Consider the following 19,766-nt stretch of genomic DNA (forward strand, 5'->3'; position numbering starts at 1 on the left):
GTGCTCCGACATTCAGCCAATGCCCAGACTCCTATGCGGAGCAATGGGTCCGAAGTTCCCTAGAAGAGGAGGCAGTCGTTCCCGCCCGGTGGGAGTCGGATCACATATGGGCTACTGCATGTTGCCTCTTGATCTCAACCAGCAACCGGTGACGATCAATGCGATGGTCCCGAGGGTAACGCTCATGCTCGACCCGATGGTGAACCGTTCCGCCAGCCACAGACCGGGGAATGCGATCGCGATCCCTTCAAAGGCCTGCCTCATCATGGGTCGGGCCCCGGATGGAATCCGCAGGAAGCGATACACCAGAACCCCGGGCAAGGCGATCAGCAGGCCATCCTGGGGGTTCGCATGGGGGGAAAGGAAAAGGCCCATGGCGAAGGTGAGACCGAAACGGAGATCGAAATCCGGCTCCCCTGGGCGCCATGGGCTTCGCCAGAGCATGAGGGTGGCGAAGGCCCCAATAGCCAGACCGAGGGCCGAAAGCCCGTTCACCCACGCCCCCTTATCCCCCCCAATGGGGGGGTAAAGCCGGGCGAGGAGGCCTTTCAGGTTGATCATGACCTCGGGATCGATCCCATGTCGCCCGAAGGCTGCGGCCGCCTCTCTCAGCATCCGCAGGTAATCGATCCAGATCCCACTGCCCAGAATTGCCGCCGAGGCCGTGGCGAGCCCCAGGCCCGAAGCCAGGAAGACCGCCAGGGCTTTCCAGCGCCGCCCCGCGATCAGCAGCAGGGCCGGGAACAGCGCCGCCTGAGGATGCGCGCTCGCCAGAGCCAGGAAGAACCCTGCCCATCCCTCCCCGCCCTCCCGCAACGTCCGGTAGAACGCCCAGAGGGCCGCCAGGGTCCATATGGAGAACGTTCCGAGGAGCAGCGAGAGCAGGAAACCCGGAAGGGCCGCCACAGCGCTCACCGTGAGGGCACAGGCCGCTGCGCCCCACGGCCGGGCCCACCGGCTCAGATCCCACAGGAAACCCGCCCAGAGCAGCAGATTGAAAAGAGCCCAGATGGCAAAAGCTTTTTCCAGCGACATGGCGGCCAGCGGGCTCAGGGCAATGGCGACGAAAGGAGGACGATTATAGGGGAGAAGGCCGTTATAGAGGTGGCGCCCGCCGAGAATCTCCTGCTGACGTTGGGCCTGGGCCTCCCGGTGATATAGCGTGGCCCCCTGGCCTTCCCACACCATACGGGCGCCGGTGTAGTGCGCCGTGAAATCCGCCCGCCATATCTCCCCCCGCCCAAAGGCCATCAGGACCAGCCCGATGTATCCCAGGGCGAGGCCCAGGTGCACGGCCAGAACCAGCCGGGATATCGGTGGGATCTCGTTCAAGGTCCATGGACGCGTTATGGAACCCATGCTTCGAGCACATAAGGAATGATCGCGAAAAAGAGCGCCGGCATCTGAAGAGCTGGAAGGATACTCAGCCAGCGAGAGCGGATGCGCCCCAGGGCCAGGAAGGCCGGGAAGGCGATCCAGAGGTGGCGGGGCAATCCCATATAGGGATGGACGGGCCCGGTGTGGTAACTGAAGGCGGCGAGGGCGACCGCCAGGGTGTAAAGTCGTTCCCCCCCATCCATCCACCGCCAGGCCCGGAGGGTGAGGGCCACGAACCACGCGGCCAGGATCAGGTTGAGGACCAGATCGACATCGGGCTCCCGAACGAGTTTCCCCAGCGCCCGCCCCATGGCCTCCCACGGCCAGAGGAAGGCCTGGTGGGTGACCACCTGATTCGCGTGGGGCGAGAGGAGCAGGGCGTAGAGATACGCGTTGAACCCGTGTCCCGTCAGGGAAAGGCCATCGATCGCGGCGATCCGAACCAGGGACCATCCCCCCAGGGCCAGCAGGGGGAGGAGCAGAAACCCCGTATCCCGGAGGCGGCCCCCGACCTCCCGGAGGGACCACGCGAGGGGGAGGAGAAGGAAGATCCCCTGAGGGCGTGTGAGGGTCGCCAGGGCGGCGAGAAGGCCGGCGAGTCCCCAGCGCCGCTCCTGGGCCGCGCCGATGCTCCCGATGGCGAGAAGCAGAAAGAGGGCCTCGGAATAGGGGGCGAAGAGCACGAAGCCGGTCGGGAACAGCATAAAGGCCAGCGTCGCCCGTCGCGCCCGGGCGGGCTCCATTCCCCGACGGGCCGCGCTCTCGAAGAGCAGGACCGCTCCCAGGCCGGCGGCAAGGCTGATCAGCGTGAGGGCCACCATCGGGGGGAGGCCGAGCCGGACCAGCGGCATGGCCAGCAGCGGGTAAAGGGGGTAGAACTGCGTGGTGCCGTCCCCCGCGCGATAACCCCCCGTCGCGATCCGGGCATACCAGTGGGCGTCCCACCGGGCCCATGGCGCGATCAGGACCCGCTCGAGCCAGAGGGGGAAGGGGGCGACGGGCGGCCAGGCCGGCAGCGCGCGCTCCAGGGGAGTCAGCGGCCGCAGCGGGGAGAGCCACGCCGCCTCGATGCGCGTCAGGATCAGCACCAGCGCCCAGATGCCGATCATGGAAATGTCCCCTCGGTCTCCGCGACGTCCCGGCGCCCCTATTTCGGCGGCCGCCGATACCGACGGCGCAAGCTCTCGATGGGGGCGCCCCGCACCTCGATGTGAACCCCCTGGCCGATCCCCGCCCAGATCCCCAGGGCGAGATGCTCGATCTCCTCCGGGTCGAAGCCCATCAGCCGGGCGCCTATCACATCCACAGCCAGCGGGTCCTTCCCGACGGCCAGCACGCCGTGGGGCACCGGCGTCCCGAACAGCGGGCCATCCCCTTCCATCCCCACGATGCCATCGATCACGCTCACCACCGGCGGCAGCGCCTGCTTCAACCCCAGGATGCTGGGGGTGATGCCGTTGACGTGCAGCATGTTCTTCGGCCAGCCGTAGCGGATCCCCGGAACGACCCCGAACAGGTTCTTCAGGCTCAGGGTAACGCCGGCCCAGTGATGGGTCTTGAGTTTGGCGACGGAGATGATCAGGTCAGCCTCGACGACATGTCGGGGGAGCCATAGCCGCGATCGGCCCGGGAACCAGCCGTCCCGTGGAGGGACCGGCTGCGGGTCGTCATAGTTGAGATCGATGAAGGGAACACCCCGTCGGGCCAGGACATCCGCCAGGCCGCTCTGGGTCACGACCGGCCCGGCGTCCCGCCGGAACCCTGGTCCCTCGCCCACCACGATCTCCGCTGCCCCGCGGGCGCGCAGTCCATCGATCACCGCTCCGACCACCTCCGGGGCGGTGACCAGGGGCCGTCCCTCGATCCACTCGATGAGGTTCGGCTTCACCAGCACCCGCTTCCCGGCCACATCGGGCATGCCCGCCTCGTCCCACAGCGCTATCAGGGCATCCCGCAGCAGCGCCTCATCGTAAGAGAGAGAAGCCCCCAGGGCCACCGTCGCCGGCGGCTCCACCCGCCGCCGCCAGCCCCGCAGCAGCCAGGTCAGGAACTGCCGCAGGCCCACCGGCCGGGTCCGGCGCTCGGCGAAGGCCAGCCCGCCCCCGATGCCGGCGATGAGCATCAGGCGCAGGAAGGCCCGTCGGGTCAGCCGCGGCGCAGCCATGGCCAGCCTCCCTGTAGCGCCAGCACGGTCAGCGCCGTCACATAGGGGTTTCCCTCCCAGCTCCCGTCTGGACCTTGCCGGGCGAAGAGATGTTGCAGGACCTCATGATCCTCGACCCCCAGCGCCGTGAGCGCCATGTGCCCAAGGGCCAGCGCCATGGTTCCCCCATCCCGATGCATCTCCGCGCGGAGCGCTTCCACATCTTCGGATCGGATTGCATCGGGCGCGATGGCTTGCAGGGCGAGAAGAACCCACGCCGTGGGGTGCGGGCGGGGCGGGAGGTAAGCCCCGAGCATGAACGGATTGCCGAAATTCCATCCCCCTCCCTGACAGCGCCGATCGATCAGGTAACGGATCGCCTCCTCCACGCGATCCCGGTGCGCCTCGATGCTCGAAGCCGCATGCATGGCCAGCAGGGCCAGCGCCGTGGGCTCCACCCAGGAAGCCTCGCCAGGCCGCCAGGGCCACCCGCGCAACGAGGGATCGATCCGCAGCATGCGGCGCACCTCGGCGGTCAGCTCATCGGCATGGATCCGGATGCTCGGAACATCTCGCAGCCACTGGATCCCCCGGGCGATCAGAGGGAGGCGGGGATCCAGGCGGGCCAGCGCGAGGACCGCCCAGGCGGTGCCCCAGTCGCTTTCAGATTCGTCGGGATCCATTCCCCATCCTCCATCCGGCCGCTGGGCCCGTTCCAGCCATGCCCGAGCCGGTGAGAGAGAAGGGCTTTCTGGAACATCCGCCAGGGCGAGGAGGACAGCCCCAGTGGGTTCGACCAGGGAACGACCGCGCGGGTGGTAGCCCCATCCCCCATCGACGTTCTGGGTGCCTTCCAGGAATCGATAGGCGGCTGCGAGGCGCATGGAATGTGCCGTGCTCCCCTGCTTTTCTGGAGCGGAAAAGAGGATCTTCAGACCCATAGGCTTTCTTGCCAACAATAATCCAAGCGGTCTTCTCTAAGCAAGATGAGAAGGAGGATGAGAGCAGAACGTCAAGCACGGTCCAGGGTGTTGGGTAGTCTCCCTCAATTTATCCTATGCCGGATCAAGGCGATTGGAGGGTGCAGATAGAACACACGCCAAGGGATTTTTGGAGTGTTAAAGAGCTGCGAATGACTCCTGTGGATCCTGCGATCATCAACACAAAATAGGGAGACTACCGGATGTGGAATCTACAAAAAGCGCCGGGGTCCTATCGGGCGGTTCCCAACAGGACCCCGGCGAGGCTAGAGGGAGAAGGGAGCTTACGATCCCTGCAGGGCGCTGGCGATCTGGGAGAACACCGTGCTGACCCGGGTGCCCAGCAAGCTGAGGATGACGATGACCACGACGGCGATGAGCACCAGGATCAGGGCATACTCCACCAGCCCCTGCCCCTTCTCCCGCAGCCACAGCCACGCCTGCAGCAACCGAACCATCGCACACCTCCGTGAGGTTAAATTTTTCTGACTATAGAATAGCGGAAAACAACTCGCTGGGCATAGGACTTTGGTCCTGGGATAGGGGTTCGGTGGATTGAGGATGGGCTGATCTCCCTCGAAGCGCTCCAGTCGGATCTTTCAGGGAGTTGGAGCCAGGGCCGGGCTTTACGATCCCTGCATCGTGCTGGCGATCTGGGAGAACACCTGGCTGACCTGAGTGCCCAGCAAGCTGAGGATGATGATGACCACGACGGCGATGAGCGCCAGGATCAGGGCATACTCCACCAGCCCCTGCCCCTTCTCCCGCAACCCCAGCCACGCCTGCAGCCACCGAACCATCGCGCACCTCCTGTGCTCAATGGGGATCTCTATTCACCATACCGTGTAGAAGAAAAGGTTAATCTGGGACTTTAGTAATAGGGTTATAGGTTTAAAAATGTTAACTATATGCGCGATATGTTATAAGATTATTACCAGTAAAGGGATGGAGAAGCGGAATCCGGGGGATGGGGGTTCGTGGGGGCGGCTCGTGATCCGGCCGTTTCCGGCGGGATGATGGGGTTGGGGAGAGATCGGCTGGGCCATGAGTCCGTCGGTCCGCTCCTTCGATATCGGAGTGTCCGGGGATTGGAGGCCGTCGGCGGCGTCTCTCAACCCTGAACCGCTTTCCTCCCTTTCACAGCCTGGGTTGTGGGAGGAAGGGAGAAGATCGGCCATCCGCTCTGGTTTACAATTACGCAGTGGGTCTTCCGGGTGGGACCCTAAGGGTCGGCCCCGGAGCCTCTCGGGCTCCCCGGGGAGGGACCCTTCCGCCATCCGGAAAGAGCGCCCAGCGGTCTCCGTCCTGTGGGTATGGCCATGGCGATCGCAAAGTTCCGGCGACCGGTCGTGATCGGAATCGCGGGAGGGACGGGCTCCGGCAAAACTACCGTGGCCGAGGCCATCGTGCGGCGCATCGGCCCGGAGTATATCGCCCTGATCCAGCAGGATAGCTACTATAAGGATCAGAGCCACCTTCCCATGGAAGAGCGGGCCCAGATCAACTATGATCACCCGGACAGCCTGGATACGGACCTCCTGATCCAGCACCTGAAGGAGCTGCTCAATGGGCGCCCCGTGGAGGTCCCGATTTACGATTTCACGACCTACACGCGAACGCCCTACACCCGGCGGGTGGAGCCCCGCCCCGTGATCCTGGTGGAGGGGATCCTGGTGTTCGTGGAGAAGGCGCTGCGGGACCTGTTCGATATCAAGATTTACGTGGATGCCGACCCGGATATCCGGTTCATCCGGCGGCTTCAACGGGATATCGCCGAGCGCGGGCGCACCATGGAATCGGTGATCCGGCAGTATCTTTCCACGGTCCGTCCCATGCATCTGGAGTTCGTCGAGCCCAGCAAGCGCTATGCGGATATCATCATCCCAGAGGGGGGCTTCAATACGGTGGCCCTCGATATGATCGTGGCCCGCATCCGGTCGATGCTCCAGGAGGCGGAGGGATGACCCCCATCGTCGTGGATGTCTCCCCCGCGGTCCACCATCGGGCCGGTCTGGGCCGTTATGCCGCCGAGTTGGTGAAGGCGCTGGCCCCCCTGCTGCCCGGCGATCTCGCCATCTTCTACCACGACGCGGGTCGTGCGGATCTCTTCCCGCCCCTGGACGTCCTCCCGGCTCGCCCTTGCCCGCTGCCGGCGAAGCCATGGCGTCTCCGGGTGATGCTGGCGGATTTTTTCCATCGCCCGATGGACGCCCTCATCGGCCCGGCGCGCCTCTTCCACGCGACGGATCATCTCCTCCCGCCGTTCCGTGCGCTCCCCGCGGTGTTCACATTGCACGACCTGATTTTCCGGCTGTATCCGGAAACCCACATGCCGCTGAACCGCTGGTTTCTCACGCTGATGATGCCCCGCTTCCTCCGGCGCGCTGACGCCATCATCGCCGTCTCCGAGTGCACCCGGCGGGATGCCATCCGCTGGTATCGCGTTCCGGAGGATCGGATCATGGTGATCTACGAAGGGGTGGATCCCCGTTTCCGCCCGGCGCCGCCGGAGGCCATCGCGGCCGTCCGAGCCCGATATGATCTGCCGGATCGCTTTATCCTCTACGTGGGGACGATCGAGCCCCGGAAGAACCTCCCGACGCTGTTCGCTGCTTATCGGATCATGCTGGAACGCTGGCCGGATCTGGGCCTGGTGGTGGGGGGGAAGCGCGGGTGGCTCACGAGGGGCACCTTCCGGGCCCTGCGGGATCTGGGGCTGGAGGGACGGGTTCGCTTCCTGGGCTATGTGCCGGATGAGGATCTCCCGGCTCTGTATTCCGCGGCCGCGGTTTTCGCCTTCCCTTCCCTGTATGAGGGCTTCGGCCTTCCGCCGCTGGAGGCGATGGCCTGCGGGACGCCCGTGGTGGTCTCGGATGCCTCATCGCTTCCGGAGATCGTGGGGGAAGCGGGCCTCCGGGTGCCCCCGGATCGCCCGGACGACTGGGCGGCCGCCCTGGCCACCGTGCTTTCCGATGCGACGCTTCGGGCGCGTCTTCGGGAAAGGGGCCTTCAACAGGCGGCCCGGTTCCGCTGGGCGGAGGCGGCGGAACGGACCGTGGAGGTCTATGAACGGGTGCTCCGATCCCGACGGACGGTGGAGGCTCTCCACGGGGGAGGGGCGCGAGTCCACGGACAATGGGCGCAAGGAGGATCTCGATGACCTGGTTTCAAGCGCTGATCCTGGGGATCATACAGGGGTTAACCGAATATCTTCCCGTCAGCAGCTCTGCCCATCTGGTCCTGGTGCCGTGGCTGCTGGGCTGGCGGAGCGACGAGCGGCTGGTCTTCCCCTTCGACGTGCTCGTGCATTGGGGCACCCTGGTCCCGGTTCTGATCTATTTCCGCCATGATCTGTGGGCGATCCTGGCAGGCGGATGGGCGGGCCTTCGCAAAGGCGTCCCGTTCGCCACCCCGGAGGGCCGCCTGGGCGGATGGATCCTCCTGGCCACGGTTCCGGCTGAGATTCTGGGGTTGCTCCTCAAACGATCGATCGAGGCGGTTTTCCTCCAGCCGGTCCTGGTTGGGGCTCTGTTGTTCGGCACGGCCGGGCTGTTGTGGCTGGGGGAGCGTTTGGGGCGGAGGGAACGGGATTTAGGGCGGATGACCGTGGGGGATGCGCTGGTGATCGGGTTCGCCCAGGCGCTTGCCCTGCTGCCGGGGATCTCTCGATCAGGGGCCACCATGGCCGCCGGGCTGGGGCGGGGGTTCCTTCGCCCGGAGGCCGCGCGGTTCAGTTTCCTGCTCAGCATACCCGCCCTCCTGGGAGCTGGCCTGGTGGCGCTGGGGGATCTTTACCGGATCGGGCTTCCCCCCGAGGCGATGACCCCCATCCTGATCGGTTTTCTCAGCGCGGCGCTTTCCGGTTACCTGGCGATCTGGGGACTGATGAAAATGGTCCGACGGCGATCGCTCCGACCGTTTGCCGTCTACTGTGCGGGCATAGGGGCTCTAACCCTGATGCTCTCCCTTCTTCGGGGATAGTCCGGCTGCTGGAATGAGAGATCTCCATAGCGTCTGGAGGGGGAGCAGGCCGCTCTGGATCGCCGCCTTCCGTCACCCGTGATGGAGCTTCGAAGGGTTTTTTCTTCCCGCTCTCATCGGTTTGACAAACCTGCCCGCCTGTGATAGGTTGGGAAACCGCGTGCCATTCATTCCGCTCACCTCCTGGGGGTCCGCGATGGCCCGGACGCGCACCGAGCGAATGATCGAGCGCTTGAAGGAGCTCCAGGCCAGCACGCCGGATATCGAGGCCTCTGCAGTGGTCAGCCTCGATGGATTGATTATGGCCTCTGCGCTCCCTGCCGATGTGGAAGAAGACCGTGTGTCGGCCATGTCGGCTGCCATGCTTTCCCTGGGCGAGCGGATCGCCAGCGAGCTGGGCCGCGGGGCGCTGGATCAGGTTTACATCCGCGGGGAGCGCGGCTATGTCGTGCTGATGGCCGTGGGCGAGGAAGCGGTGCTCACCGTGCTGGCCCGACCCCAGGCCAAGCTGGGGTTGCTGTTCCTGGATATGCGCCGGGCCGCGGAGGATCTGGCCCGGATCCTGGCTTCCTGAGCCCTGGACATCCGGAAGGCCCATGGGAGGGGCCCACGGCCCGAGGACGTTTCCCTTATCATCAATGAATCCCATTTTTCCGATGGGGAGGCAATGCCTTGAGCCAGCGGAAAAGCGGCCTGTATTATCCCAACAAGATCGCGCGGATTTTCCTGGAGGCGCTGGAGGAGGTGATGGGGAAGAACGGCCTGAACGCGGTTCTGAACCTGGCCCGTCTTCCTCATCTCATCGATAACTACCCGCCGGACAATCTGGAGCGGGGATTCGATTTCGCGGATTTCGCGGCCATCAATCAGGCGCTGGAAGAGATGTATGGCCCCCGTGGGGGCAGAGGGCTGGCCCTGCGGGGCGGGCGCGCCTCCTTCGCCCGGGGCCTTCAGGGCTTTGGGGCCCTGGCGGGCGTCAGCGACCTGGCCTTCCGTGTGCTGCCCCTCCAGGCCAAGTTGAAAATCGGCCTTCCGGCGATGGCCGGCATTTTCACCCAGTTCAGCGATCAGAAGAGCTATGTCACCGAGGAGGCCGACCGTTTCATCTATGTGATCGAGCGGTGTCCGGTGTGCTGGGGGCGCAAAACCGATCGCCCGGTCTGTTATGCGGCCATCGGCCTGCTTCAGGAGGGCCTGCGCTGGGTCAGCGGGGGGAAGGAGTTCCGGGTGGAGGAGATCTCCTGTATCGCGATGGGGGATGCCACCTGCTCGTTCGCGATTTACAAGGAGCCGATCGGCTGAGAGGAGCTACGGCGGGGCATGACGCTTCTCGGCGCGGGGGTGAGGATGAGCAGAGCCGCCACCATGCTGATCGTCGAGGATGAGCCGGAGACCGCCAGCCTGCTGGAGACGTATTTCCGGGCCCAGGGCTATCACGTGTTCACCGCTGCCTCCGGGGAGGAAGCGCTGTCGATGGCCCAGGCGCATCCGATCGATCTCATTGTGCTGGACATCCGGCTGCCGGATATCGATGGCTTTGAGGTCTTCCGGCAGCTGCGCGCCCATCGACGCACCCGGGAGATCCCGGTGATCTTCCTGACGGAGAGGCGGGAGCGGGAGAGCCGGCTGACGGGCCTGGAGATGGGCGCCCACGATTACATCCCGAAACCCTTCAGCCTTCAGGAGCTGCGGGCGCGCGTTCAGAACATCCTCCGCCGATCCCGGGCGGAGCCAGCCATCGACAGCCTCACCGGGCTGCCGGGCCGTCCGCTGATCCTGGATTATCTGAGGGAGCAGCTAGGACGATCCGACTGGGGAGCTTTGTTGATCGGCCTGCACGGGCTGGAGGCCTTCGGAGAGCGCTATGGGTTTGTGGCCCGGGATGACGCCATCCGCGCGGTGGGGCTCTTGCTGAGCGGGATCAATCATGAAAACGGGGATGCTTTCTTCCTTGGCCATGTAGGGGAAGGATGGTTCATCCTTATCGGGAGCCGCCATCAGGTCAGCGCCGTGGCCCCGCAGGCGATCGCCCGCCTCAAGAGCGCGTTGCCGTATTTCTACCCGCTGCAGGATATGGAAGAGAAACCCGCAGACCTCCCCCTCCTGGAGGTTGCCACGGCGAAGGTGGAGGGGACGGAAGGGCCCTTCCCCGATCCAGAGGCGGTGATCCGACACCTGCTGAAGGAGCGAGCACCGCTCCCTTAGGATAAACGCCGCCGGTGGGCAGTGCATGGCTTTCCCTGCGCATGGCCACCCGGGGAGGCCCTCGCCCCCTCGAACTTCCAGGTGGGCCCGTGTTGCGCCTTAAAGCCTCATTGGCCGATCCCGGCGGATGCCCTCGGAACCCAGGCAGGCGGATTCTGAAGGGGAATAGCTCTCCCTTGCCCTTGCGATCCTCAAGGGGATACTGTCTGGAATCTTACGCAAAGCACTTCTTGTGATAATAACGCATCCGGTTCCGCATCCCATCCTTAACCGGGAGCAGCTCGCTCAGCCGGATAGGCTGGCCACAACGGTAGCAGATCCGCCGCGTGATCACGTCAACGATCGGCTCGACCTTCTTTTCTTCCTGCTGGGTTTTCTTGGTGGCCTTCGCCATCGGCGTTTCCTCCGAAGGAAACAGGGTGGAGGACCCTTGGGGAACCCCTTCATCCCGTTCAGGCAGGGTGAAAATATGCCACGGGCTTTCCCCTTTGTCAAGCCGGAAGCGCGGATCCGGATCCTCTCGCCGCATCTGGATGACGCGGCGCTCTCTTGCGGGGGGACCCTTTATCGGTTGCGCCGGGAGGGCCACCCGGTGGAGGTGATCACCGTCTTCGCCGGGGATCCGGTTCTCCCGTTGCCCCCTTTCGCGCAGGCGCTGCATGAGTGCTGGGGAAGCGGGGAGGCGGCGATGGCCATGCGGCGGGCGGAGGATCGAGACGCCATGGCCCTCCTTCAGGCGATCCCGATCCACTGGCTGTTCCCGGATACCATCTACCGCCGGGATGCTCAGGGCCAGCCCCTCTGCCGGGGCCGGGAGGATCTGTTCCGCGCCCCGCATCCGGACGAGGCGATATGGATCGGACGCATTCAGGAAGCGCTGGCCGCCCTTTCATGGAATGCGGGGGATCTGCTGCTCGCCCCTCTGGCCCTGGGCGGTCACGTCGATCATCGCCTGGTCCGGATGGCTGTGGAAAGCTGGGAGCGCCCAGGGGTTCTGCGGGGGTTTTATGAGGATTTCCCCTACGCGGAGTGGGAGGGATTCTCCGGCCTTCCTGGAGCATCGTTCCATAGCGTGGAGCTGACGGAAGAAGATCTGGAGGTTAAAGCGCGGGCGATTCGGGCGTATCGCTCCCAGTGGCCCATCTTCTTCGCGGCCGAGGAAGAGATCCTGGCGCGCATCCGGACCTATGCGTTGCGGGTCGGGAAGGGCACCCCGGCGGAGCGCTTCTGGTTCCCGATGGGCTTCCCGCCCGTCGATCTATCCGGGGTCGCCTGAGCCTGGGACTTCCTTCTCCTATCGATCCGCCTGGGCCGGTGGCGAGGGGAGGGGGGTGCGTGGGAGGCCATAGTAGGCCTCCAGGATCTGGCGGGCCAGGGGAGCCGCGACGGCCGAGCCCTGGCCGCCGTGTTCCACCACCACTACGACCACCAGCTCCGGCTGGCTTGCCGGCGCATAGCATGCAAACCACGCGTGGGGCGGCCGCCCAGGGGTCGCCTCCGCCGTTCCGGTCTTCCCAGCGATCGGAAACGGCATCCCCCGAAAGACCCAGGTTGCGGTTCCCCGTGGGTGGGTGGTGACGCCGAGGAGGCCCTGGCGGATCACAGCCAGCGCCTCCTCCGAGATCGGCAGTCGCCCCTGCGCCTCTGGAGGGAAGGTCTCCTCGGGTTGCCCGGGCGCCGGGCCGATTCGAAGCACCAGCCGGGGCCGGTAGAGGATCCCCCCATTGGCCACCGCCGCCAGCATCCGCGCGATCTGGAGGGGAGTAACCAGGAGATCGCTCTGGCCGATGGCCATGTTCACCGCGTCCCCCACCGACCAGGGACGGCCGCCCTGTTGAGCGCGCCAGGCCGCATCCGGAACCAGTCCAGCCTCCTCCGACACGCCCCGAATGCCCGTCGGCGCTCCCAGCCCAAAGGCCCGCGCCATCCGCGGGACGATATCGGGATCCTGCTGGTAAAGGGCAAACCCGATCTGATAGAACGCGACATTGCAGGAGACGGTTAACGCCGTGGGAAGGTCCACCAGGCCGTGCCCGCTCCGAAGCCAGCACCACTTCCGGTAGCCCGGCCCCAGGCCGTCCCAGTATCCCGGATCCTGGAAGGTGCTGCCCGCGGTGAACCCGTGGGTGAGGGCGGCCGCCATCATCACGATCTTGAAGATCGAGCCCGGGGGATACAGGCCCTGGGTGGCCCGATTCAAAAACGCGCCGGGCGGGGGAGGCGGGCTGTTCGGCTCGAGCAGGGCGTTGGGATCGAAACCTGGACTGCTGACGAGGGCCAGGAGATCCCCATTCCGGGGATCCATCACCACGACGGCCCCCGTTCGATCCCCGAAGATCTCCTCCACCTGGGCCTGAAAGCCCCGTTTCAGGGTGGTGGTGATGGAGCGGCCGGGGACGAAGGGGCGCTCGGCGATGAGCCGGGGGGCGGCGTTCCCGGCTTTCGCCGGCTGGATGAGCAGGCGACCCCCATGGATCCCCGCGAGATAGGGCTCTCCCCACGCCTCTAGCCCCATCCGTCCGACCCATTCGTCCCCTCGATATCCCCGGCGCCGCCAGGCATCCAGCTCTTCGGCCGGGATCTTCCCCACGATCCCGACCGTCTGCGGGGCGACGCCGGCGTAGATCCGGCCGCTCCGGGGACGCAGCACCACCCCGGGCGTCGCCTCCAGATCCGGGGCGAAGGGCGCCAGGCGATCCGCGGGCAACGTTAGGATCGGCATATACCAGTCCGGACGGCCGGAGGCATAGCGGGATCGGATGGTTTCCGCCGGAAGCCCAGTCGCCCGGGCGAGCCGTTGCAGCAGGAGCCCCTCGTCGGTGATCTGCCCGGGCACCACGCCGATCTCCACCCACTCCCCCTGCACGGCCAGGCTCTGGCCCTCGCGGTCATAAAGATTCGCCCGCTCCGGGATGATGTATTCCACCTGGAATCGCTCTCCCTCCTCCAGCGCGGGCCAGAGCAGCGCATCCCGCCATATGAGCCGCCACCCCCCGGGGAGCAGCCGGAGCGCCAGGATCCCTTCCGCCTCCAGATCGCCGAACAGGGCCGTCTTCCAGCGGATCCGATAGCGGGCCTGAGCGGTTTCCCCATCCTGGATCAGGGCAAGGGGCTCGATCTCCACGGCCTGGACGCCGACCGTGTTCAGTGTATCCCGCCACAGGGCGCGAAGCTCTTCCCGGGACAGGGCGGCCTGAGAAGCCGGAGTCAGAAGAGCCCACAGGGCGTCCGGATCCTCGCGCCGCATCGCCTCCAGCGCGGCCGTGACGATCCCGGCCGGAGAGGGCAGGGGGGTGGGCGTGGGAGGCGCCGGCGTGGGAGTCCGATCCGACCGCAGAACAGCCCGGCACGCGCTCAGCCATCCGCCCAGCGCCGCGGGAAGCAACCGTATGAGAAAAGCTCGACGGGTCCATCCGTTCATCGCCGGAAGTGAGGCAGCGGGCCTATCCGGAGTGCGAAAGCCTTCCTCCGCGGAGAGGAAGGCGATGGATCCCTACATGGGTGGATCGTTCATTGAAAGCGGAAGGCCCGGCGGCTGCCGCAGGCGTTCCGGGGAGATCGAGAGGGAAAGCCCGGCCCGCAGCGCCAGGACCTTGATCGCCCGCCACAGCCCATGGCGGGTCAGCGGTTCTCCCCGGTGATTCAGCAGCAGCGCCCGGATCACCGGGTCGCGGATCAGCACCGGGCGGCCGGCGTCCAGATAGCGCTGGAGGCAGCGGGCGACGATTTCCGGCAGCTCGAGCCAGCGAGGGCCGCCGCGCCCGGGGATCCGCAGGCGTCCCCACGTCAGGTCCACATCCTCCACCGTCAGGGCAACGGCCTGCCCGGCCCGCAATCCCAGGTGACCGATGAGGGCCACGATCAGACGATCCCGCAACCCGAGAGGGGTCTCCGGGAGCGTCTCGGCCGTCTCCCACAGGCGTTGACGTTGATCCACCGAAAGAGGGAGACGGATTCCCCGTCGGGGGGAGTGCCATCGAAGGAGGATGGCCGGGTTCTCCTGGATCACCCCTTCGGTTTCCAGGAAGCGAAAAAACGCCCGAAGGGCGGCGACCTTCTGATTCCACGTGCTGGGGGACCATCCGCGCCGGGCCGTGGCGTCCTGGAGGAAGGCTTCCAGGAGCGGGGCGCGCGCCTCCGCCCACTGCGAGATCCCATGGCTGTTCAGGAAGCGGGCGAGGGAGGAAAGGGTGTAGCGATAGGCCTTCAGGGTGGAGGCGGAGACGGCCTCCGCCACCACCCACGCATCCAGGAAACGGAGGATCCAGAACTCCAGCGTCTCCTGGGAGGGATCCATGGTCCGGGTCCTTCCCGCTGCCATCATGGCGCATCGATGGATTTGGGAGCGTGGAGGAGGCAGGATGGAAGCCGCTGTTCTGTCCTTCCCCCATCTTTCCCGTCAGCGGCCTTCCCGGTCCCGGAACGCGCTCGCGGGAGGATGGGGAAGCCTGATGGCCGCACGGCTTTCAGGCGGGACGGCGATGGGTTCCCCACTCCGGCCCGGGGGGTCGATCCATCGGCTCGGAGCCGAGATCCTGGGCCCGCCCGCTCTCCCCCCGGGGGCCGATCAGCGGGATCAGTTGCATCAGGGCCTCCTCATCGTATTGCCGGTTCCCACATACATCACAGATGTAAGCGGGCATGTTCGGCACCACGATGAAGAGATCCCCGTGATAGCCGGCGTAAGTGATCCGGCGTGGCCGCATGTAACCGATCCGGCAGTTCGGGCACGGCCACATAGGAGCCTCCGTGAGCGCTGGGCTCATGCCTTCGGGCTATCGTCCCCCTCTGGGGGGAAGACGGACGGCAGCGCCTCCAGGATCGCGACGGTGGCGCTGGTCCCCAGGCGGCTGGCTCCCGCTTCCAGCATCGCGATGGCCTGCTCCGCCGTCCGGATGCCCCCCGCGGCCTTCACACCGATGGTGGGCCCTACCGCTCGGCGGAGCAAGGCGACATCCTCCACCGTGGCGCCGCCCGGCCCAAAGCCAGTGGAGGTCTTCACGAAATCCGCGCCCGCCTCCACCGTCAGGCGAGCAGCCAGGACTTTTTCCTCTGCGGTAAGCAGCGCGGTCTCCAGGATCACCTTGCAGAGGGCGCCGGCCGCATGGCACACCGCAGCCACCGCTTGCACGTCCGCCCGGACGGCGTCGATCTCCCCCGCTTTAAGCAGGCCGATGGGGAGGACCATATCGATCTCCCGGGCGCCCTGGCTGAGGGCCAGGGTCGCCTCGGCGACCTTGATCGCCGTGAGGCTGGCGCCCAGAGGGAATCCCACCACCGTCGCCACCTTCACCGGGGTTCCGGCCAGCCGGGCGGCGGCCCGCGCCACGTAAATCGGATTCACACATACCGCCGCGCAGCCGTAGCGCAGGGCTTCCTCGCACAGCCGATCGATGTCGCCCGGGGTGGCCTCCGGGCGGAGCAGCGTGTGATCGATCCGCGCCGCCAGCGCCTCCCGGGTCCAGGCCGTGCGGACGTTCACGGCGTCTCTCCCTGGAAAGGGTTCCGGATCAATCCCCATCGGGAAGGGGGCCAGTAGATCAGCCAGGCCTTCCCGATGATGGCCGACCGGGGAAGGGTTCCCCAGTTATGAGAATCATTCGAGGCGTTCCGGTTGTCGCCCAGGACGAAATACTCATCCGGCCCGAGGGTCACCGGCCCATAGGTGTAAACCATCGGGCCCCGGATGTAGGGCTCCTCCAGGGGACGGCCGTCGATGAACACCTTGCCGTCCCGGATGGCTACGGTCTCCCCGGGGAGGCCGATGACGCGCTTGATGAAATCCCGGGAAGGGTCGTGGGGGAAGCGGAAAACCACCACATCCCCTCGGCGGGGCTGGCCGAACCAGTAGCTGATTTTGCTGATCAGCACGTATTCCCCATCGTGCAGATTCGGCTCCATGCTGGAGCCTTCGATGCGGAAACGGGCGGTGGCGGTGTTCACCAGCGCCATAGCCACCAGCACGATCAGCGCGGTCTCGATCAATTCGCGCAGGAAAGCCAACAGAGGGTGGGCGCTCCGCTCCCGGACCGGTTCCGGCGGAAGCTCTGTGTGTTCGATGGGAAGTCCCATGGGATGCTCATCCATGCCCTTTCCTCCCTCCGGCGCATTATACGACGGCTTTCCTCGTCCTGCACAATCCAGGTTATAACGGTAGCGCAACGGCGGCTGGGTTCAGGGATGCGTTCCAAATACGCGCCGCCCCGAGCCTCCAGGAGGCAAAGGGAAAGTCCCTGGGGGCCGGGAGGCCAAGGAGCATCGTCGGATGGAGCCCTTTCCGGATCGCTTTGTCGAACGCATGCAGGCCTGGCTGGGGCCGGAGGCGGAGATCTTTCTCCAGGCGCTGGCTGGTCCCTATCGTGCCGGCCTTCGCGTGAATACATTAAAGATCGACCCGGCGGCGTTCCAGGCCCGCTCTCCCTTCCCCCTTTCGCCGGTCCCCTGGTGTCCGGAGGGCTTTGTCATCGAGGACCCGGAGGCCCGGCCGGGTCTCCATCCCTATCATGCGGCCGGGCTGTATTACCTCCAGGATCCCTCGGCGATGGCGGCGGCGGTCCTGCTGGATCCTCAGCCGGGGGAGTGGGTGCTGGATCTGGCGGCGGCCCCCGGCGGGAAGACCACCCACATCGCCGCGCGGATGCGCAACACGGGGGTCCTCGTGGCCAACGAGATCCAGCCCCGGCGGGCCTCGATCCTGGCGCTGAACGTTGAGCGCCTGGGGGTCATCCCCGCCATCCTGACCAATGAGTCCCCTCAGCGCCTGGCCGATCGGTGGGAAGGGCTGTTTGATCGCGTGCTGGTGGATGCGCCCTGTTCCGGCGAGGGGATGTTCGCCCGGGATCCGGAGGCGATCCGGGCCTGGAGCGTGGATCGGGTGCGCCGCTCGGCTGCCCTTCAGAAGGCGATCCTGTTCGAGGCCGCCCGGATGGTGCGTCCCGGGGGCTGGCTGCTCTATGCGACCTGCACCTTCGCCCCGGAGGAGAACGAAGGGGTGGTGGATGCGTTTCTGAAAGCGCATCCGGATTTCGATTTGGTGGATCCGCCGCGCCATCCGGCCTTCGATCGGGGACGGCCGGAGTGGATCGCAGGGGGCGATCCCCGGCTGGCCCGGGCGGTGCGGCTGTGGCCCCATCGCGGCCCAGGCCATGGGCACTTCTATGCCCTTTTCCGGCGCGCCGGGGAGGAACGCCCTTATCGGCCGAAGCCTGAAGGCGATCTCCCGGGCCGCGCCCGGCGGGCTCTCAAGGCGTTCTGGGAGGCCACCATCGCCCGACCGCTTCCAGACAGCGGGTTGATCCTGCAGGGAGATCAGATCTACTGGACGCCCATGGCCTCCGCGTTATGGCGAGGGCTTCGGGTGCTACGGCCCGGGTGGTGGTTGGGCCGGTTGCGAAAAGACCGGTTCGAGCCGGACCATGCTCTGGCGATGGCCCTGCGTCCCGAGGAGGTTCATCAGGCCATGGATCTGCCCCTGGAGGATCCTCGGGTCGCTGCCTATCTGCAGGGGCATCCGCTGGAGGGGCCGTGGGAGGAGGGATGGGTGCTGATCGCCCTGGAGGGGTTTCCGCTGGGCTGGGCCCGCGCCGAGCGAGGGCGTCTCAAGAACTTGTATCCCCGACACCTGCGGGCGATCGGATGGTGGGAGGTGGAAGCCCGCTAAGGAGATCCCACCTCCTCCACCGAGACCCCGATGGCCTCCAGCCAGGCTTTCAGGGCATGGGCATGATCGGCTCGCACCATCAGGGTGTGGGCGTCCAGCGGGCGGATCCACGGGGCCAGCTCCGGCTCATTCCCCAGCGCCTCCAGGATCTCCGGGCGATCCATCCGGAGCAGTAGGACATGTTCCCAGCGCGCGCGGGGCGGATGCTCGCTCCACGTCAGGAGGCGGGCCAGCAGCCAGGCCGGCAGGGGGCCGCGGTGAACCCGCTGCAGCCGTTGCAGGATCTGGGGAAGGGTCAGGCCGGCCGCCCGCCCGGCGCGCAGAGAAGCCTCGGTGATTCGAAATCCCTCCGGAATGCGTTCGGTGAACGGCTCGAGCAACCGCTCCACCCCAGGGTGCGGGAACGGGCCGGTCCAGCGGAGGATCCCCGGAGGCTCGGCGATCACCTGATGGCGCAGATCCTCCGGTCGGAACCCGGTCACCCAGGGGCGGATCCCCTGGAGACGCCACTGGGCTTCCAGATCCGGGAGCGGCTCTTCCGTCCACCCGATGGAATCCCTTAGCGGGCGGAGGCCAGGCCCCCCGGGGAGCGGTTCGCCCATGGTCCGGATCACGGTCACCCGCCGGTAGATCCGGATCTGGTGAAACCGTCGGTGCCAGTCCTCCAGGGACCGCCGGACGTTGGAAGGCAGGGGCTCGCCGCTGATCCCTTCCAGGAAGCGGATGATCCGCGGGATGTCCCATCCCTGCTGAAGTCCGCGGTAGATGGTCTCGCGGGAGATCTGATACACGGATATGGGATCCCCGGGGCTGGGATCCGCAAAGGTCTCCAGCGCTGCGAGAATGGATTCCGGCACCGGCTCGAAGACCAGGATGCGGAAATCGGGCTGGACGATCAGGCGACCCCCTTCCTCGGGGAGGGAGACCGGCTCCCCCACGCCCAGCATCCATGCGCCGAAGGGCGTAAGGCGCACGGCTTCCCATCGGCCGTCTGTATTCCCCCGATCCAGAAGGCCCAGCCAGTGCAGCGGCCACAGGGTTTCCGCCACCAGCCAGGCCTTCAGCCGGGCGGCCATCTCCCGGCCCGCCGGGGAAAGGGGTTCCGGCAGACGGACCGGCCGCTCCGGGAAGATCGCTGCGAGCAGGCGAGGAAGGGGAATCCAGGATCCGGGCTCCTGACGCAGAGCCTGTTCCACGCGAGCGCGCAGGGAACCCGGAGAGAGCATCCCGTTGTTGAGGAGATCCTCGGGGTCTTCGCCTTTCCATACACGGAAGGCGGCCAGGGCCCGATCAAGAGCCCCCTGCTCCCAAAACGGATGCCGCAGATCCAGCATCAGGGTCGCTCCATGCGTTCGGAGCACCCCCATTCGCTCCAGCAGTTGCTGAAGGAAAGCGAGATAAATGGATCCCTGAGCAGGAT

At 66.3% G+C, this 19,766-nt stretch carries 21 protein-coding genes; 8 read left to right on the top strand and 13 right to left on the bottom strand.

Annotation, left to right across the window (positions count from 1 at the left end; all coding sequences use genetic code 11):
* Positions 1-111: 111 nt before the first annotated feature.
* From VAE54_RS03430 to VAE54_RS03455, 6 genes are all read right to left on the bottom strand, one after another.
* A complete protein-coding gene (locus VAE54_RS03430; RefSeq protein WP_322800533.1) occupies positions 112-1,359 on the bottom strand; it encodes a glycosyltransferase family 87 protein in 1,248 nt (415 codons plus the stop codon).
* Positions 1,347-2,486: a mannosyltransferase family protein gene (locus VAE54_RS03435; RefSeq protein ID WP_322800534.1), complete on the bottom strand. Its 1,140-nt coding sequence runs from the start codon at positions 2,484-2,486 to the stop codon at positions 1,347-1,349. Before VAE54_RS03435 ends, VAE54_RS03430 begins: the two co-directional genes overlap by 13 nt.
* A 38-nt stretch (positions 2,487-2,524) precedes the next feature.
* Entirely contained in the window at positions 2,525-3,541 is a 1,017-nt protein-coding gene (locus VAE54_RS03440) for a DUF362 domain-containing protein (protein WP_322800535.1), read from the bottom strand.
* Positions 3,523-4,461 (bottom strand): prenyltransferase/squalene oxidase repeat-containing protein, encoded by a 939-nt coding sequence (locus VAE54_RS03445; protein WP_322800536.1) that lies wholly within the window; start codon positions 4,459-4,461, stop codon positions 3,523-3,525. The genes VAE54_RS03440 and VAE54_RS03445 overlap by 19 nt, the downstream gene beginning before the upstream one ends.
* Before the next feature lie 323 nt (positions 4,462-4,784).
* The gene (locus tag VAE54_RS03450; protein ID WP_322800537.1) at positions 4,785-4,958 is read right to left on the bottom strand and encodes a Flp family type IVb pilin; all 174 of its coding nucleotides are present in this window, start codon (positions 4,956-4,958) and stop codon (positions 4,785-4,787) included.
* A 168-nt stretch (positions 4,959-5,126) separates the two neighbouring features.
* The gene (locus VAE54_RS03455; RefSeq protein ID WP_322800538.1) at positions 5,127-5,300 is read right to left on the bottom strand and encodes a Flp family type IVb pilin; all 174 of its coding nucleotides are present in this window, start codon (positions 5,298-5,300) and stop codon (positions 5,127-5,129) included.
* Positions 5,301-5,819: 519 nt separating this feature from the next.
* Here VAE54_RS03455 and udk point away from each other — a divergent pair.
* The 6 genes from udk to VAE54_RS03485 all read left to right on the top strand — a co-directional run bounded on the left by udk (position 5,820) and on the right by VAE54_RS03485 (position 10,686).
* On the top strand, positions 5,820-6,464 hold the full coding sequence (gene udk, locus VAE54_RS03460) for a uridine kinase (RefSeq protein WP_322800539.1): 645 nt from the start codon (positions 5,820-5,822) through the stop codon (positions 6,462-6,464).
* Positions 6,461-7,660: a glycosyltransferase family 1 protein gene (locus VAE54_RS03465; protein WP_322800540.1), complete on the top strand. Its 1,200-nt coding sequence runs from the start codon at positions 6,461-6,463 to the stop codon at positions 7,658-7,660. The genes udk and VAE54_RS03465 overlap by 4 nt, the downstream gene beginning before the upstream one ends.
* The gene (locus tag VAE54_RS03470; RefSeq protein ID WP_322800541.1) at positions 7,657-8,481 is read left to right on the top strand and encodes an undecaprenyl-diphosphate phosphatase; all 825 of its coding nucleotides are present in this window, start codon (positions 7,657-7,659) and stop codon (positions 8,479-8,481) included. The genes VAE54_RS03465 and VAE54_RS03470 overlap by 4 nt, the downstream gene beginning before the upstream one ends.
* A 196-nt stretch (positions 8,482-8,677) precedes the next feature.
* Complete coding sequence (locus VAE54_RS03475; protein ID WP_322800542.1) at positions 8,678-9,055, top strand: roadblock/LC7 domain-containing protein; 378 nt, start codon at positions 8,678-8,680, stop codon at positions 9,053-9,055.
* 98 nt (positions 9,056-9,153) lie between these two features.
* Positions 9,154-9,783 carry a 4-vinyl reductase gene (locus VAE54_RS03480; RefSeq protein ID WP_322800543.1) on the top strand — a complete coding sequence of 210 codons (630 nt, stop codon included), beginning with the start codon at positions 9,154-9,156 and terminating at the stop codon, positions 9,781-9,783.
* A gap of 45 nt (positions 9,784-9,828) precedes the next feature.
* A complete protein-coding gene (locus VAE54_RS03485) occupies positions 9,829-10,686 on the top strand; it encodes a response regulator (protein ID WP_322800544.1) in 858 nt (285 codons plus the stop codon).
* Positions 10,687-10,900: 214 nt separating this feature from the next.
* On the opposite strand, the gene VAE54_RS03490 is transcribed toward VAE54_RS03485, so the two are convergent.
* A complete protein-coding gene (locus VAE54_RS03490; protein WP_322800545.1) occupies positions 10,901-11,080 on the bottom strand; it encodes a hypothetical protein in 180 nt (59 codons plus the stop codon).
* 75 nt (positions 11,081-11,155) lie between these two features.
* Here VAE54_RS03490 and VAE54_RS03495 point away from each other — a divergent pair, with 75 nt between their 5' ends.
* Complete coding sequence (locus tag VAE54_RS03495) at positions 11,156-11,962, top strand: PIG-L deacetylase family protein (protein WP_322800546.1); 807 nt, start codon at positions 11,156-11,158, stop codon at positions 11,960-11,962.
* A gap of 18 nt (positions 11,963-11,980) precedes the next feature.
* Here the strand turns inward: VAE54_RS03495 and VAE54_RS03500 are convergent, their stop codons facing one another.
* The 5 genes from VAE54_RS03500 to lepB all read right to left on the bottom strand — a co-directional run bounded on the left by VAE54_RS03500 (position 11,981) and on the right by lepB (position 16,773).
* A complete protein-coding gene (locus VAE54_RS03500) occupies positions 11,981-14,107 on the bottom strand; it encodes a penicillin-binding transpeptidase domain-containing protein (RefSeq protein ID WP_322800547.1) in 2,127 nt (708 codons plus the stop codon).
* A gap of 72 nt (positions 14,108-14,179) precedes the next feature.
* Positions 14,180-14,983: a tyrosine-type recombinase/integrase gene (locus VAE54_RS03505; RefSeq protein WP_322800548.1), complete on the bottom strand. Its 804-nt coding sequence runs from the start codon at positions 14,981-14,983 to the stop codon at positions 14,180-14,182.
* Between the two features lie 169 nt (positions 14,984-15,152).
* Positions 15,153-15,425, bottom strand: a complete 273-nt coding sequence (locus tag VAE54_RS03510; protein ID WP_322800549.1) for a YgiT-type zinc finger protein — start codon at positions 15,423-15,425, stop codon at positions 15,153-15,155.
* Positions 15,426-15,448: 23 nt separating this feature from the next.
* On the bottom strand, positions 15,449-16,168 hold the full coding sequence (gene deoC / locus VAE54_RS03515; RefSeq protein WP_322800550.1) for a deoxyribose-phosphate aldolase: 720 nt from the start codon (positions 16,166-16,168) through the stop codon (positions 15,449-15,451).
* The gene (gene lepB, locus VAE54_RS03520) at positions 16,165-16,773 is read right to left on the bottom strand and encodes a signal peptidase I (RefSeq protein WP_322800551.1); all 609 of its coding nucleotides are present in this window, start codon (positions 16,771-16,773) and stop codon (positions 16,165-16,167) included. The genes deoC and lepB overlap by 4 nt, the downstream gene beginning before the upstream one ends.
* 178 nt (positions 16,774-16,951) lie before the next feature.
* Between lepB and VAE54_RS03525 the strand changes: the two genes are divergently transcribed.
* Positions 16,952-18,346: an RsmB/NOP family class I SAM-dependent RNA methyltransferase gene (locus VAE54_RS03525; protein ID WP_322800552.1), complete on the top strand. Its 1,395-nt coding sequence runs from the start codon at positions 16,952-16,954 to the stop codon at positions 18,344-18,346.
* On the opposite strand, the gene VAE54_RS03530 is transcribed toward VAE54_RS03525, so the two are convergent.
* On the bottom strand, positions 18,343-19,766 hold a 1,424-nt coding region (locus VAE54_RS03530), incomplete at its 5' end, for a helicase-associated domain-containing protein (protein ID WP_322800553.1). The genes VAE54_RS03525 and VAE54_RS03530 overlap by 4 nt on opposite strands.

Source organism: Thermoflexus sp. (assembly GCF_034432235.1).
GTDB lineage: Bacteria > Chloroflexota > Anaerolineae > Thermoflexales > Thermoflexaceae > Thermoflexus.

Bases quoted from the DNA above. Each gene is read 5' to 3' on its own strand.
- VAE54_RS03510 (WP_322800549.1), bottom strand. From the start codon at position 15,425: ATGTGGCCGTGCCCGAACTGCCGGATCGGTTACATGCGGCCACGCCGG.
- VAE54_RS03440 (WP_322800535.1), bottom strand. From the start codon at position 3,541: ATGGCTGCGCCGCGGCTGACCCGACGGGCCTTCCTGCGCCTGATGCTC.
- VAE54_RS03445 (WP_322800536.1), bottom strand. From the start codon at position 4,461: ATGGGTCTGAAGATCCTCTTTTCCGCTCCAGAAAAGCAGGGGAGCACG.
- VAE54_RS03490 (WP_322800545.1), bottom strand. From the start codon at position 11,080: ATGGCGAAGGCCACCAAGAAAACCCAGCAGGAAGAAAAGAAGGTCGAG.
- udk (WP_322800539.1), top strand. From the start codon at position 5,820: ATGGCGATCGCAAAGTTCCGGCGACCGGTCGTGATCGGAATCGCGGGA.
- VAE54_RS03465 (WP_322800540.1), top strand. From the start codon at position 6,461: ATGACCCCCATCGTCGTGGATGTCTCCCCCGCGGTCCACCATCGGGCC.
- VAE54_RS03495 (WP_322800546.1), top strand. From the start codon at position 11,156: ATGCCACGGGCTTTCCCCTTTGTCAAGCCGGAAGCGCGGATCCGGATC.
- VAE54_RS03450 (WP_322800537.1), bottom strand. From the start codon at position 4,958: ATGGTTCGGTTGCTGCAGGCGTGGCTGTGGCTGCGGGAGAAGGGGCAG.
- VAE54_RS03470 (WP_322800541.1), top strand. From the start codon at position 7,657: ATGACCTGGTTTCAAGCGCTGATCCTGGGGATCATACAGGGGTTAACC.
- VAE54_RS03435 (WP_322800534.1), bottom strand. From the start codon at position 2,486: ATGATCGGCATCTGGGCGCTGGTGCTGATCCTGACGCGCATCGAGGCG.
- VAE54_RS03500 (WP_322800547.1), bottom strand. From the start codon at position 14,107: ATGAACGGATGGACCCGTCGAGCTTTTCTCATACGGTTGCTTCCCGCG.
- VAE54_RS03430 (WP_322800533.1), bottom strand. From the start codon at position 1,359: ATGGGTTCCATAACGCGTCCATGGACCTTGAACGAGATCCCACCGATA.
- VAE54_RS03475 (WP_322800542.1), top strand. From the start codon at position 8,678: ATGGCCCGGACGCGCACCGAGCGAATGATCGAGCGCTTGAAGGAGCTC.
- VAE54_RS03485 (WP_322800544.1), top strand. From the start codon at position 9,829: ATGAGCAGAGCCGCCACCATGCTGATCGTCGAGGATGAGCCGGAGACC.
- VAE54_RS03455 (WP_322800538.1), bottom strand. From the start codon at position 5,300: ATGGTTCGGTGGCTGCAGGCGTGGCTGGGGTTGCGGGAGAAGGGGCAG.
- VAE54_RS03505 (WP_322800548.1), bottom strand. From the start codon at position 14,983: ATGGATCCCTCCCAGGAGACGCTGGAGTTCTGGATCCTCCGTTTCCTG.
- VAE54_RS03525 (WP_322800552.1), top strand. From the start codon at position 16,952: ATGGAGCCCTTTCCGGATCGCTTTGTCGAACGCATGCAGGCCTGGCTG.
- lepB (WP_322800551.1), bottom strand. From the start codon at position 16,773: ATGGATGAGCATCCCATGGGACTTCCCATCGAACACACAGAGCTTCCG.